Source organism: Pedobacter glucosidilyticus (assembly GCF_002483235.1).
Classification (GTDB): Bacteria; Bacteroidota; Bacteroidia; order Sphingobacteriales; family Sphingobacteriaceae; genus Pseudopedobacter; species Pseudopedobacter glucosidilyticum_B.
In genome coordinates this window covers 131,739-147,666 of sequence record NZ_DLHN01000020.1, presented here as the reverse complement: position 1 = coordinate 147,666, position 15,928 = coordinate 131,739, and the positions used below count along the sequence as shown (strand labels likewise).

The following is a 15,928-nucleotide window of genomic DNA, read 5'->3' as shown; positions in this document are numbered from 1 at the left end:
ATAGGCTACCACTGCCCCACTTACGCCTATAGAGGCTACTATCGTAGTGGCGTAACCTCGCTTCTCTTTGGGCATAATCTCTGCTACCAAGGTTATTCCTGCTCCTAATTCTCCCGCTAATCCAAAGCCCGCTATAAAACGCCAAAAGGCGTATGCATCTGTACTTTCTACAAAGCCATTGGCGATATTGGCTATCGAATAGATAAATATGGAACCAAATAACACAGATAATCTACCTTTCTTATCTCCTAATACACCCCACACCAATCCCCCTATCAGTAATCCCAACATCTGGGCATTTAATATGTATATGCCTTCATTCGTTAAGGTATCTCCTGTTAAGCCCATAGATACTAAACTGGGTACTCTTACGATGCTAAATAGTAATAAATCATAGATGTCTACAAAATAGCCTAAGGCTGCTACTACTACCGCTGCGTTTAATATTCTTGTGTTTTTTTTATCGTTCATTTAAATGGTTGGATATATTTAAATAGAAATTAGATCTGAATGTTGAATTAAATTATAAAAGCTCCTTTTGCAAGTACTGATAACTTTTACTAATACTCTCGAATGGATCTATGTTGAAGTTTTCTTGCTCTAAATAATAGTATTTAATACCTGATGACTTACGCTCAGCAAATATTTTTTTAAAGTCTATAGAACCATTACCTATTTCGGTGTTCAATTGTGGTTTTTGTTTATCCATATCCTTTATGTGCCACATCACAAAACGATTAGGATATTTATTAAATAAATCAATAGGATTAAGTCCAGCTCTAGCCACCCAATAAATATCCATCTCAAAATCTACCAAAGCAGGATTAGTATTCTGAAGCAAAATATCATATCCAGTTTGTGAACCATATTTCATAAACTCATAATCATGATTATGATAACCTAGTTTTAATCCGTTTGCCTTACATCTCTCACCAATGGCATTAAATTGTTTAGCTAATTTCTTATAATCATCTGCAGATTGCCTAAGAGACTCTTTTAATGCTGGGATAACCAAATATTGATGATTTAGCTGTTTAGAAACCTCTATGATTTCATCTAAATTATCTTTGGTACCACTTAAAAAATCATCCATACCATAATGCCCACTCGGGCTTTCTAATCCCTTCGCTGCTAATATTTTTTTTAGCTCTTTTACTTCTAAGCCCCAAAATTTACCATTATTATAACCATAAACCTCTACTTGCTTGTATCCTATATCAGCTACTTTGGAGAGAACTTTTTCAGGATTACTTTCTAAGATATCTCTTAAAGAGTAAAGCTGAATGCCGAGAGTTTTCTGAGATGATGCTCCCCAAACACATGAAGGAGTGATTGCCAAGGCAGCCAATGCAAGACTGCTTTGTTTTATAAATAATCTTCTATTTGTCATATATAATTTTCATTTATGAGAAAAGCTTTATAGCTCTCCCTTTTTTAATTGTTCTACTGCATAATTTGCTGCCCTTGCTGCTAAAGCCATAAAGGTTAAAGAAGGATTTTGTGTTGCTGTAGATGTCATACAAGCCCCATCTGTCACGAATACATTCGGACAATTATGTAATTGATTCCATTTATTTAGCAAAGAAGTTTCTGGGTCTTTTCCCATTCTTACACCACCCATGTGATGAATGTCTAATCCTGGTGCTTGTTTGGTGTCTTCTGTTCTGATATTTTTGAAACCAGCTTTGGTATACATATCCGTCATAGTTTCAAAGAAATCTTGTATCATTTTTTCATCATTGTCATCATAATCAATATTGATTCTTAACAATGGTATACCCCATGCGTCCTTTTTCTCGGGGTCTAGAGCCAAATAATTGGTTTCTTTAGGGATAGTCTCTCCCATCATCCCAGATTTTATTTGCCATGAGCTTAAACTCGGCTCATCCAGTAGATTTTCTTTTAATGTATCGCCAATACCTTCGTAGTTATTTATAGGCCACTTTTCTGCAATAAAGGTTGAAGCATAACCTCTTAAAAAATCTGTTTCCTGCTTATATAAATTTTTAAACCTCGGCAAATAAGCACTGGTTGGCCGTCTTCCTCCGGTATGGGTGCTATCTTGAAAACCATCATAAGTAGCATAAATACTGGCTCTGTAATTATGAAAAGCAACGTATTTACCTAATAACCCGTTATCATTACCCAAACCATTTGGAAATCTTTCTGACTTAGAATTTAATAAGATAAGGTTGGTATTAAAAGCTCCGGCGTTTACAAAAATAATTGGCGCAAAATATTCTTTTGATTCCTTTGTATTAGCATCAATTACTTTTACACCAACTGCTTTCTTTTTTTTATCATCGTAAATGATAGAGTGAACAACAGAAAAAGGTCTCAGCATTAAATTACCAGTTTTTTTTGCCCAAGGTAAAGTACTAGAATTACTGCTGAAATAGCCACCAAAAGGGCATCCTCTTTGACATAAGCTTCTATTTTGGCATTGTACTCTTCCTTGCTCAAAATGTATAGGCTCTGGCTTAGTTAAATGTGCACAACGACCGTAAATTACATCTCTACCTTTATAATTCTTGGCAACAAAATCTTTAAAGTAATTTTCAACACAGGTAAGTTCTAAAGGTGGTAAAAACTCTCCATCTGGGAGATTGGGTAAACCATCTTTATTACCTGATATTCCTGCAAATTTTTCTACGTAGCTATACCAAGCATCCAGATCTTTATAACGTATTGGCCAATCAACAGCAAAGCCATCCCTTTTAGGTCCTTCAAAATCAAAGTCGCTCCAACGTTGGGTTTGTCTGGCCCAAAGTAAAGATTTACCCCCAACTTGGTAACCTCTTATCCAATCAAAAGGCTTTTCTTGTATGTATGGATGCTCTGTATCTTTAACAAAAAAATGTTGTGCATCTTCTCTAAAAGCGTAGCATCTACTTACAACGGGATTGTTTTTTTGAATCTCGTAAGGAATATCACCTCGGTGTTTAAATTCCCAAGGCATCATATTGGTTGTTGGGTAATCTTTAATGTGTTCAACATTTCTTCCCCTTTCAAGAACTAATGTTTTTAGTCCCTTCTCGCAAAATTCTTTAGCTGCCCAGCCACCACTCATTCCTGAACCGATGACAATAGCATCAAAAGTGTTATTTTTATTTATATCCTCCATGATTTTTATTGTTAAGAAACAACTTTTACACAACCATAAAACACACCGGGTACAAGCTTGTATTCCTGAACTTTTGTTAGATAAAATTCTGATTGTGTGTATGAACGAATGGTAAGCTGACGTAAGTTTTGAAAGAAAAAAGTTATATCTGAAGGGATATTATCGCCTGTGGCAATTGTCCTCAAAAATGTTAATTTTTCATTAGCCTCTAGTTTATGAAAAGCATTACCCAGCTTTTGCTCACATAATAAATCAAATTCTTTAAGCCCTTTTACAAACTTTTGCTGCTTTTTTGGCTCATAACAATCATCCACCATCGTTAATGAAAATTCTAAAGCTTGAGTTCCTAATGCTCCAGGAATAACAGTTTCTTGCTTTTTTGTTTCTGGTATAAGCGTATCACATAAAGCGGCAATAATGTCTTCCTCTCTGATTTCTAAAGTGATATTTTTTAATATCACAGCAGGATCTCTGCTAAACCATGAGCAAGATGGTAAAACTAGGGTAGCTAATGAACCTATTAAAAGTGTTTGAATACTTGATCTTCTATCCATTATTGATAACTGAATGATATTATTTAACTTTTGAAATCGCTGAATTTGCTTCAGCAACTAAATAATTTCTAAATAGCTCTGCCGCAAAAGCTCTTGTTATAACTCCTTTTGGGGTTTCTATTTTAAGATTATTATCTCTTACAATTTTTTCGAAGTTGTCTTTAGATATAGGGTCTTCAGGAAAAAATCTTTTGCCTGGCATATCTAATAATCCGTTTATTAAACATAATTGTGCTGATTTCCAGTTATCTGTACCTTTTACTAAATCTATAATAGGTTTTCCAAATAAAGGGGCTCCTGCTTCTAATTGTTCTACCTGAACCAATACTGCCGGAATATTTCGTGGTTGTACCCCTAATTTAACAGATAATGCAGCTATGTTACCCACTGCCTGGCCATTAAGCATCGTACTTGGCTGTAATCTGGTTGCTCCGTTTACCAAACGAGATTGAGAAATATTTTTCTCTGCAGCTAGAAAACCATCTATTTTCTCTGGGATAAAAGATCTCATCGGTACATAAAAAGCCCCTGTTCTTGAATCCCAATCATGAGATTCAGCGGCAGAACTTGCTGCAGGATCTATATCAATATCTAAATCTTGAGGGCGTTTAGAACCATGTAAATCTTCTGGATAATCATTAATAGAAATGGCATCTTTGAAAGGAACAGGCTTTTTAGTACGATCTATTTCAGAACTTATTAACGTATGTAAACCAACTATTCTTCTGCTTTCTCTCACATAAGGCATCACAGGAAAATGTTTTAATACCGCTTCATAAGGCTTTAAATCTGGAAAATCTGTTACCATTTTATTTGTTAACCATACGTTATAAGGACTATCATATTTTTGAGAAACATCTACAGACCAATTTAAACCAAGCTCGTTTTGCATGTAGTAAATTAGACCTAATGTCTTTTTACGCAATTCCATCTCCTTTTTCCATCTCAATTCTGGCACTTCAATATCACCAACAGAAACAGGTACATCATTTTGTGCAATATTTAATTCTGTTTTAGTAGTATACTCATCTATACCTTTAGTTTCTGAGTTAGGCAAACCCCTGTAATAAGCTACAGTATTCCAGCTTGTAGGATTTGCATACACATTATAATCATCAGCCGTATGACGCTTGATATAAGACAAGTGTCTTTTATAAGCTTCATAACCTTTTGGAGGTGTTTTAACTTTTAATTCTTCTGGTAAGCCAGCGCTATATTCTTTTACAATGGCTGTCCAAGTAAAATCTTGTACTTTAGAAGCATGATCAATACTCCCGCTTACATGCTTTGCAATTCTGTATCTCGCACCGGTTAAAGGAATAACATCGCCATACTCGGTTGCATCAACCAAAATCTTACAAGCAATTTTTTCGGTTTTTTTTGCCCCTTGAAGTCCTTTTTCAATTTTTACTGCATTAATCTTATCTCCTTGTTTAAATACTTCTACTACTTTAGTGTATAGCAGAACATCTATATGCCCTTTACCCAGTTTATTTACTTCCTTAATCATATCGTAAATAAGAACCTGACCAACCGATGGTTCAACAGCACAAGATTCTGAATTCCAATAGCATGTACCTACAGTTTCTCCAATATTTTTGTAATATTGATCTGCCTTATGGTAAAATTCTTGGTAAATACCATGATTTCTTATGCCCACAGTACCCTCATCCATTGTAGCAACACCTGCTGCCGACATTTGCCCACCTAACCAATCTGTTTCTTCAATAAGCAATACATTACATCCCATTCTTGCCGCTTGTACTGCAGTAGCAAAACCACCTGTACCGCCACCAGCAATAATAACATCGTAGTCTTTTGCAGCTACATTTAACACCATTAAAACAGCTAATACCGCTGTTAGCAAAATTCTTTTCATATTATTTATTTTATTTTTTACCATTCTAGTTTATCTGTGTATAATTTTCCGTTGTTTTCAATTTTCAAACCTTGTTCTGGACCAACTGTTAAATCTTCTTTTTTCATGAAAGTGGTACTGATGTTTTTTCCTAAGAAGTCTTTAGAAAACTGATTTCCTGTGATTTTAACATCTCGGCATCCTTCTAATAAAAAGTTAGCTTTAACTATGGTATAAGGTTCATAGTTATAAGTTCTTGTAAGTGTATTATTGGTAAATTGGAGATTACCAACTGACCTTGCTCTTAAGATTGGATAATCAAAATGCAGAAACTTATTATTTGTGATGATGATATTACGATGATAAGGTTTTGAGTCTTCATCAGTTGGTAAAACGGATGGTGTGATATCTATAACAGCTTCTCCCCACTCCCAACGACCTCCGGTAACACTACCAGAAGTCATACAATTATCAAAAACATTATTTCTGATAATCATATCTTCGTTAGCTCCCGATTCCATCCAACCTTCTAGGTCTCCTTCTATCAATAAAGCATGACCCGCTGTAGTAAAATAGTTTCCTTCTATTAAGACTTTTTTAGGTGTGGTTGCTCTTATACCTGTACCACGATGTCTTTTCATGATTCTATTGTTTCTGATTTCAACAGATGGCAACCACTCAGCACTTTCCATCACATCTGCTGTATCAACCAAATCAGAAATAGGCTTATCAAATTCTACTTCAAAAGTTCCTTTCCAATCTGTACCATTTATAAGTTTGATAGATTTGATATGATTAGTGGCTACTTTCTGCCCGGTTTTAACATCTACATACCATACATCTTCGCCCTCGCCAAAATGAAAACCTTTGAAACTTTTTACCAACAGTTTATGAGAAGATAATTTTTCTTCTATTGGGGCATACATATTATGCACATTAACAAAATCGTCTCCCCCACCGTTAAACTCGCAATTTTCTATTTTGATTAAACCTTTGCATCCTTTTAAGTGAATACCATCAGCCATATTGGCAAATAATCTTTGTTTAGACTCGCGAGCTATAATATCAAAATTGTCTATAAAAATATTTTCTGTTGCTGTAGCATAAATTGCTAAACTTCCTCCATGATATAAGGTAATATCCTTAATGTTAACATCTTTGCATGTAGCAAACTGGAAAGAATTGGCAGCATAGATATAGTTATACATCGTGATGATATTGCTTATTTCGGGACGTTTTATCCAGTTAAATGGTCCTTTGAAAGAGATAAGTCCGGGTTTTAACTCTTTGGCTTCATGTGCATAAAAATCGCCAGCAGGCTCGTCATGTGTTTGAGGAATAATATTACCCGTTTTTTTATCAAAAACTTGTCCGTACTTAGCTTTATCAGAACGCCAACCTTTACCTAAATACCATACTTTTTTATTAACTATTTCATAAGGATATTGCTTTTTATCTATTTTAAGATGTATAGCTGTATCGCTTACTAAAACGAACTCTCCTTGGGTTACCATGGGTCTATCATAATCCACAGAAAAATGTTGAAGGGTAATGTTTTCGCTTTTGGACACATTAAATGGAATGGTTCTGCCGTGGAAGATGAATTCAGACCCTCCACCATCAATAACCAGGTTTTTAAACCCAGAAAGCTCTAGGGCTATATAAGTTTTATCGGATGGTTTAGCATCTATATCTGGTATAAAATGATAAACACCTTTTGGAAAAACTATTTTTGAAGATGGGTATTGCTTGGCTTGTTGTAAAGCCTTTTTAAAATAAGTAATAGCATTATCTTTACTATTAGGCTTTAATCCCATAGTACCGATGTTGATAACTTGTTGACCAAGGGTTACACTTAGTAAACAAAAATTTAGGATAAGTAAACAGATACTTTTTCTCATTTGTTAGGTTTAATTTTATAAAAACGGATCTTATTCAGAGGGTTCTAGGTAAGCTGCAAATCCCCCTCCGGCAGATAAAGCAATTTTGATTTCACTTTTATTGGTTACTATTTTTTCTTTTTGTAAGGCCTTATTTGCTAAAGCATCATCTTCATAACTAATGATCTTAAACTTACCTTCGCCCAGAAAATCTAACTTAAGTGTTAATGTTCTAGTCTCACTGTTGTTAAGGGTACCTATAAACCAGTTTTTTTTATCTCTTCTGGCCATGGTAATGTATTCTCCTACAGCCCCATTCAATACTTTAGTATCATCCCAAACGGTTTTTACTTTCTTTAAAAATTCGCTACCTACCTGGTTTTTATAACTGTTAGGATGATCGCAGGCAACAGTTAATGGGCTATCAAAAACTACAAATTGCGCTAAGGTATTAGACCGAGTTAACATACTTTGAGTAGGACTTTGAATACGAAAGTCATCTATCTTCCTATTTTCAAAACCACCGGGAGTAAAATCCATTGGGCCAGCTAGCATTCTGGTAAAAGGTAAAGTACACAGGTGTTCTGGTGTAACCATTAAAGACCATTTGTTCCATTCATTACCAAGAACTCCTTCTCTTGTAACTTGGTTAGGATAAGTTCTACCCAATCCGGTTGGTTTATAAGCACCATGAAAATTAACCATCAATTTATGCTTAGCAGCTGTTTTAACAATACGCTCATACCAGTTCACCATTTCTTGGTCGTCACGATCCATAAAATCTATTTTTACGCCAGCAATACCCCATTTTTCATAAAGCGCACATACAGCATCCCAATCAGAACGGTTTACATCTGTCCAATAAAGCCATAATATGAGTTTTACATTTTTCTCTTTAGCGTATTGAATTAATTGGGGCATATTGATATTCGGTGCAGATTTGGTAATATCAGCCTGTGGTTTATTAAATTCTCCATACCATTGCCAATCCACAATCATGTAAGGCCAAGTCATATCAGAAGCTAGATCTATAAATTGCTTGATGGTTGGTTCATCCATCTTTACATCATTGCTGTACCAGTTGTCCCAGGCAGAAATACCAGGCTTTATCCAAGATGGATCTTCAATAGCACAAGGAGGATTAAGGTTATTAATCAGTTCTGATTCTACTAAACGACCCGGAGTTTCACCTACAAGGACTACCCTCCAAGGCGTATTAAAAGCTTCTTTTTTGGTAACTTTAGTTGTTTGACTGCTATCTATTGATGGTGATAACATCATGCTAAGACCAAATTTATCTTGCTCTTTTTTTAAATACATTCCTGCATAATCAGTAAGGTCTGCTTCGGTAATTGCGGCAAAGCATTTATCAGATATTTTAACTGTTAAAGGCAAACCAATAAGCATTTTTTGTGTGAGCTCTGATATATTACGTTTATAGAAAAAAGATTCCTGAGGAGATACTGGCTTTATATGATCTGCCGCCCAACAAACACGATCTTCACCAAAAGAAAAAGTTGAATGTTCTTCTTTAATCAGATAATCTACACCATGTACAGACTTAGGAAATTTTATTCTGTAAGCTACGCCATCATTATAAACTCTGGCAATCAGTTGTAGCTTACGCTTTGGAGCAACTTTTTCTTGAAGATTTATCAATATCTCGGTATAATTGTTCCTTACTTTATCAAATCTTTTTAATACAGGTATCCAGGTTTCATCTGTAGTTGTAATTTTAGTATCGATAACCATGAGCTTATTTTTTAATTCAGGCATGCTGGTATTGAACTCAAAATTTACCAACTGCGCTGTAAGCACATGTTCACGATTAAATAATATTTTACCAGATAAGCTTCCTTCTTCTGATATATCAATTAAAAAATCAACTTTCTTATCTGGAGATTGTACCTGATATTGAGCACACAAAAACTGTATACTCCATAAACAGCTTATAAATGACACTAAAATTTTCTTCATTTCTAGACTTATTCTTATATCTATTCTCATTTTTTTATGATAACAAACCGGTTATCTTAAATTTTAAAAAAGCAATAGCTATGCTTAGGTTAATGTTAAATAAGGCTTTAAGTATGTCTCAACTTTGCCTTATTAAACGATTAACAGGGTTATATAATTTCTAATTTTACAGGTTCATCATGTATCATGATGAACCTGATGGATTTAACATATTTTAGTTGATAGCTAACTGAATAGGTTCTGAATAATTCCACTTTGGAGTTCCGGTGGCATCTGCAGTTACCACCACTGCACCTACCCTAAACCAAAATTTTGTTGCTGTTGGATATTTAGAGAATAAATTTCCTTGTAAGGATAAATCTATCTGTAAAGTAAACTCTTCATCTGCGCCAGGTATTCTATTTAAAGCTAAAAGACCTGCATTAGTTGGTTGTGTTGCAAATCTGGTTCCTATACTTACAACTTTATCTATATAGCTAAATAGTTGTGTTGATGCTACTCTGGTTGTGGTGCTTCCTGGGGTTGAAAGCTTAAATTTGGCTACAATAAGATTTCCATTCTTTACAATACTTAAATCTCTAACCTTTATATAAGGTTGAACTGTAAAGTTGAGCTCATTTCTACCTGCCTTAATTTCATAGTTTTTAAGTGTATCTAAATTTCTGAAATTAGCATCACGAACCACGATATCATAAAATCCAGGAAATATCAACCCTCTCTCATAAGTTCCATCTATTCTTGGTGTAATAGCTTGTCTTTCTGGTGCTGCAAAATTACCCTTCTCAAAATAAATAATCTTTGTGCCCTGTGCAGATACATCTGACTGTACATTTTCACCATCCTGATCTATAATTCTACCAAATATAATGGCCTCAGGCTGGTCGTAATTATCTATTTCACAGGATGATACCATCATCACCACTGCTAATAATATTAAATTAAAAATCTTCTTATTCATATTGTATAATTTAAGATGAATTAGTTATTAGGTATCAATCCGTTAGCACCAGTTCCAGGAATTGCAAGATAATAATCACGAATATCGCCACCTGAACCCCATGTCATGGTACCAGAAACTTTATTGCTGATATCTCTCACGAAGAAATAGGAAACCGGTGTTGTGGTTAAGTCTAACACAGGGCATAAAACCTTATGCTTAAATGAATTATAAATAACATGATACTGTCTTCTTCTAATCAAATCCCAAAGTGTGTAGGAGTTCTCCATACCAAACTCTACTCTTCTCTCGCGTAATACTTGTTCTAATGTAACACTTGGGATTTCATAGGTATGACCTGCTCTTTTTCTGATAATATTTACAGCTTTGGTAGCTAGGGCCTGTGCATTATTAGCCGTATAACCACTTTCAATAACAGCCTCTGCAAAATTCAATAGTACTTCTGCATAACGCATTTCAATAAAATCCTGAGTACAAGAGCCAGAAACAGGTAATGGATTATTATTTTCAACAACATATTTTTTCACAAAAAAACCTGTTAAAGAATATCTGGAGTTAATATTAAACCCAGAATAAGAGGTAGGACTACTTGCTCCGTAAGAATAATAAGTTGTACCATCTTTTATAGCGCTACCATCTTGTCTGTAAATAAATGTACCGTTTGGCCTAACTAATCCTGCCTGAGAAATAATTTTTGTATTCTTCCAAATAGAACTAGGGGTAATAATTGTTGCAAACATTCTGGCATCTTTACCTGCAAAAATATCTTGAGGATCATTAAAATGTCTGTATTGTGTTTGGCTGTTTGCAGTTGGTGAGGCATATAGCAAGCTGTTATCGTTTCTGGTATTGATAGGTACGCTAGCTCCGTTTGAGGTATAGGTTTCGTATAAATCGATAAGATCTAAAGTAGGATTTACTGTTCCTCCATCGTTATAACCATTACTTACTTGTGGTGTACACATTAAGAGATCCCAATTGTGACCAGTACCTACTCCAGGAAGTGTATATCCCTTAATAAAAATAGCTTCAACTCTGGCTCTTTGTGCATTTTCAAATAGCCCTTGATAATTTGCAGCTGCCTCTGCAGGCGAAGCAGGATTTGGCATATATAAACCATGGCCTGTAGGACCTATATCTGCATTAGGATTAATGATTTGTAAAGATGCTTCTATACATTTAGTATAATAATCATTGGCTACTGCTGTAGAAGGCATACCGTCTACTAACTTTTGTCTATAAGCCTCTGAGGAACCATTGTTAACAGGATATTTTGTAATAGAAGCTGCATATAAAGCAACTCTTGATTTTAATGCCCAGGCTGCTGCTTTGGTTGCTCTTCTTTCTTCTGCTGGTATGAGGTATTTTGCAGCTGTATCACATTGCGCTAATATAAAATCATAGGTTTCTTTCTCTGTTGCTCTGGTAAGTTTTAAGTCTTCTATGTTCCCACTAAAATCTTGTGTTTTAGTAAGAATAGGTACACCTCCATATCTTTTAGCTAACGCAAAATAAGTGTAGGCTCTACAAAAGGCAGCCTCACCAATTAAAGATTGCTTTCTTGCATTAGACAATACAGATGCTTTGATACTAGGAATTGCCTCTTCTAGTAAATTAATATCTCTTATTAGTCTATAAGCTTCTACCCAATAAGGTGCTTGTGCACCTCCCTTTCCATACATGATGTGGAACCCTCTTGAAGCAACAGCATCAGGAGTAGCAACATGAAAATACTCTCCTCCATGGCTACCTGCTGCATAAGTATTAAAACCAAAATCAGCTCTGGGTTTATAGTTGAAATCTTCAATAGGTAATTGTTGATAAATAGAAGCTAAATAAGCTAATATCCCTTCCTCATCGCCATATAAAGCATCAGCAGAAACTTTATTGGTAACTTTTGCATCCAGAAAATCTTTACCACATGCACTTACCAGCATGGTCAAGATTGCTAAATATATAATATTTAATTTTTTCATATCTATATCATTAAAAAGTAACGTTTAAACCAAGATTAATTGATTTTATTAGAGGGTAAGCATAGTTTGCACCAAATTCTCCTTCACCTCTTTCGGGATCAAATAACCTAAGAATTCTATCTGTTCTGGTATAAATATTTGTAGCATTCACATGCACTCTTAAATTATCTATTTTAACTCTGTTTAAAATTTGTTTAGGTATCGTATATCCAATTTCTACGTTTTTTAATCTTACATAAGAAGCGTTTCTTCTATAAATATTATTTGTAAGCCTGATGGTAGGTGCATCTAAAGGTCTTCTTGTTGCCGGAAAATATCCGGGTACCCACTCGCTATCTTTATCATAATAATCAGCTAAACGCCATCTATCCATTAAATATTCAGGAGCATTCCTGTCAGAAAACAAAGGTGTTTGCCACTCGTTACCTAAACTTATGGTATAATTAGCTGCCCCTTGCACCAATACGTTAAAGTCAAAACCTTTATAAGCTCCACTTAAATTAAAGCCATATTGAACTGGGGGTTGGCCAGAACTGTAATCTGGACTAGATGATCCACTGGCTAGTATTTGACCTCCACGAAACATAGGTAACATATCATCTGTAGTAATTAACCCATCACCATTAACATCGCGGTAAATCGGATCTCCTGGGAGTTGGCTAACATTTCCTGTTGTTCCGTCCATATAAACCGGGTAGTTTCTAATTTCTTCCCAGTTCTGAAACCTTCCTATCACATCATAGCCCCAAATGATGTTCTTGTTCCGATATGATTGATCGTTTTTCCATTTAGAATAACTAGACTGAAAAGGGTTTTGCTCTCTATAAAGGTTCATAGACTGAGAGATATTCATGTTTGCACTGATAGCGTAAGAGAAATCTCCTATCTTATTTCTGTGGTTGATGGTAAAATCAAAACCTTGAACCCTATCTGAATTAAGATTTTCTTGAGGTAGAGAAGCTCCAAAAGTATTAGGTAAAGATCCGGCTCTGGTGGCTAACAAACCTCCTCTGTTTCTGCGGTAAACATCAAATGTAAGTCCAAACAAGCCATTTTTAAACATTTCTAAATCTATACCTGCATTTAATATTTTGGAACGAGACCATGATAAGTTGTTATTGACCAATAATGGCGATTGCACCAAGGTTTTATAAACACCGTCTACAAATTCATAACCGAAATTAGAGCCTGTTTGGTAACCCGCTACGTATTGAAATGGCTGTCCAACATCTTCTCCTGTTTCTCCATAAGAAACTCTTAGTTTCATATTTTGTAAAAAGGTTAAATTATTTTTGATGAAGCCTTCTTCAGAAACTCTCCAAGCAAGCATTACCCCAGGGAAAAAACCCCATCTTTGGTTAGGACCATATCTGAAAGATCCATCTTGTCTAAAAACAAATTCTGCCAGATATTTTTGCTTAAAATCATAATTAAATCTTCCTATAAAAGACTCATAACGTTGTTGAAGCTCGTCTCCATCATTGGTTTGGTTAATTAAACTTCCTTGTGATAATACATCAACAGTAAAAAAATCTATATCTCTTCTCGCAAATATCGACTGAGAATCTATAGTTCTCAATTCATGCAAAAACATACTAGAGATATTATGCTTATTATTAATAGATACTTTATAATTTAATTGACTTTGTAAGTTTAACCTTTGAGAACTAGGCACATTAAAGGATATAGCATCATTTGAATAGGTAGTTGCCTGTACGGTTTCCTGAGTTACAGGATCAAGGCGGTATAATTTTATTTGTCTTGATAAAAATTTATTAGAAGAATTGTTCAAGTCATAAGCTCCAAAGACCCTAGCTTCTAGCCCTTTGATACCCGGTATTTTATAATTAAGTGATAAAGAAGATCTTAATAAATTTGTTCTGGTAGTGTTATAACCAGTTAAATCAGGGCGTATAAGTGCAACTGGATTAGTTGTACCTGCCACAATGGCTGCCGGAAAATTAGGATCATCATTGATGTAAGGCTTTTGATAGGGTACTGCACCATAAACACCGGATAAAATGCTGGTAAAACCTCCGGCTATCTGGTTGTTAAGGTCTCGTCGGCCAAAAATATTAACATTTAAATCAAGAGACTTTGCTAGTTTAATATCGCTATTAGCTCTAAAATTAAATTGCTGAAAATTTAGAGGATTTTCTCTAACAAGTCCATTGTCTTTGGTATAGCCCGCACTGATGAAATATTTAGCAGTCTCGCCTCCTCCTCTGAGTGATAAATTATGCTGTTGCTGAGTAGCACTGCCTTTCATCGTTTCATTATACCAATCAACGCTTTCGTAGCCAGGCTCTATACCATCTTTATATTTTTGTGTCTCTTCACGGGTATTGGTTGGTCCTAACCAAATATTAGCACCCAATTCGTTCCTAAGATCAACCCAATCTGCTGAGTTAACTGCTTTTGGAATACTTGTAGGTGAAGAAAAACCCAAATTATTAGAATAAGAAACCTTAACCGGACCAGTACTACCTTTTTTAGTGGTAACTAATATTACGCCGTTAGATGCTCCAATACCATAAATTGCAGCTGCTCCATCCTTTAATACAGAGATACTTTCGATATCGTTTGGATCTAATCTTTCAAACTCTCCAACACCATCTCTGATAACTCCATCTATAACAATTAAAGGCGTACCAAAACCACGTATGTTGATAGAAGTCTGACCACCACCTGGTTGACTGCTGCTTTGTCTGATTTGTACGCCCGAAATTTTTCCCTGAACATTCTGAATTAAGTTTGGTGATCTGGTATTTAAAATTTCTGTTCCCTTTAATGTAGATATAGAGCCTGTTAAAGTTTCTTTTTTTTGTGTGCCATAAGCAACTACTACAACTTCTTCTGCCGCTATAGATTCTTGCTTTAAAGTAACGTTAATTGTAGATTTTCCTTCGACAGGAATTTCTTGGGTGGTCATCCCTAAAAATGAAAATCTTAGTACGGCATCTTCCGCAACATTATTAATGCTGTAATTTCCATTTGCATCTGTAAGTGTAGCATTGGTTGTACCTTTTACCAATACAGATACTCCGGGTAAGGGTAAACCTGTATCATCTAACACCTTACCTTTTATATTTATTGATTTTATAACAGGTTTATTAAGGTTTGCAGGTAATACTTTGCTAATAACAATATTATTATCAATGATGGTATAAGTAAACAAGGTTCTATCCAAAACTTTGTTCAAAACCTGTTCTATATCAACATTTTTTAAATCTAAAGAGTATTTTTTATTTAAGTTTAATTGGTCTGTTTTTATCAAAAAGCCATAATCAGTAGCTTTTTCTACTTCGCTTAAAACTTTAATAAGCGTAGCATTATGAACTTTGATATTGAACTTAATATCTTTTGCCAAGGTATCTGAGGCAAATACTATGGTGGAATGGATAATCAGCAAGATTGCTATTTTTATTATAGCAAGAAACTTCCCTGATCCAGATTTTTGATTAATCTGAAGTATTTTACTTTTATTCATAATTTAGGTTTAGTAGGTTAATAATAGGCATTAGAAATGCCTTTTATTGATTTTGAGAAACCTCCCCTTTTCTCAAACAAATCAACTTTACATTCTTATTTTATGTCATAT

10 protein-coding genes are annotated in these 15,928 nt (G+C 34.8%); all 10 read right to left on the bottom strand.

Going from position 1 to position 15,928, the window contains the following annotated elements:
- A partial coding sequence (locus tag B2745_RS06560) for an MFS transporter (RefSeq protein ID WP_304064467.1) occupies window positions 1-471 on the bottom strand: 471 nt, incomplete at its 3' end.
- Between the two features lie 52 nt (window positions 472-523).
- Window positions 524-1,390, bottom strand: coding sequence for a sugar phosphate isomerase/epimerase family protein (locus B2745_RS06555; protein WP_304064464.1), 867 nt, complete (start codon window positions 1,388-1,390; stop codon window positions 524-526).
- Between the two features lie 27 nt (window positions 1,391-1,417).
- Complete coding sequence (locus B2745_RS06550) at window positions 1,418-3,124, bottom strand: GMC family oxidoreductase (RefSeq protein WP_304064462.1); 1,707 nt, start codon at window positions 3,122-3,124, stop codon at window positions 1,418-1,420.
- A gap of 11 nt (window positions 3,125-3,135) precedes the next feature.
- The gene (locus B2745_RS06545; protein ID WP_304064459.1) at window positions 3,136-3,678 is read right to left on the bottom strand and encodes a gluconate 2-dehydrogenase subunit 3 family protein; all 543 of its coding nucleotides are present in this window, start codon (window positions 3,676-3,678) and stop codon (window positions 3,136-3,138) included.
- A gap of 19 nt (window positions 3,679-3,697) precedes the next feature.
- Window positions 3,698-5,557 (bottom strand): FAD-dependent oxidoreductase, encoded by a 1,860-nt coding sequence (locus B2745_RS06540; protein WP_304064457.1) that lies wholly within the window; start codon window positions 5,555-5,557, stop codon window positions 3,698-3,700.
- A gap of 17 nt (window positions 5,558-5,574) precedes the next feature.
- Window positions 5,575-7,437, bottom strand: a complete 1,863-nt coding sequence (locus B2745_RS06535) for a hypothetical protein (protein ID WP_304064455.1) — start codon at window positions 7,435-7,437, stop codon at window positions 5,575-5,577.
- A 30-nt stretch (window positions 7,438-7,467) separates the two neighbouring features.
- Entirely contained in the window at window positions 7,468-9,423 is a 1,956-nt protein-coding gene (locus B2745_RS06530) for a glycoside hydrolase family 97 protein (protein ID WP_304064453.1), read from the bottom strand.
- 184 nt (window positions 9,424-9,607) lie between these two features.
- Complete coding sequence (locus B2745_RS06525; protein WP_304064451.1) at window positions 9,608-10,351, bottom strand: DUF3823 domain-containing protein; 744 nt, start codon at window positions 10,349-10,351, stop codon at window positions 9,608-9,610.
- 20 nt (window positions 10,352-10,371) lie between these two features.
- Window positions 10,372-12,327 carry a RagB/SusD family nutrient uptake outer membrane protein gene (locus tag B2745_RS06520; protein WP_304064450.1) on the bottom strand — a complete coding sequence of 652 codons (1,956 nt, stop codon included), beginning with the start codon at window positions 12,325-12,327 and terminating at the stop codon, window positions 10,372-10,374.
- A gap of 10 nt (window positions 12,328-12,337) precedes the next feature.
- Window positions 12,338-15,817 carry a TonB-dependent receptor gene (locus B2745_RS06515; protein ID WP_304064449.1) on the bottom strand — a complete coding sequence of 1,160 codons (3,480 nt, stop codon included), beginning with the start codon at window positions 15,815-15,817 and terminating at the stop codon, window positions 12,338-12,340.
- Window positions 15,818-15,928: the final 111 nt, after the last annotated feature.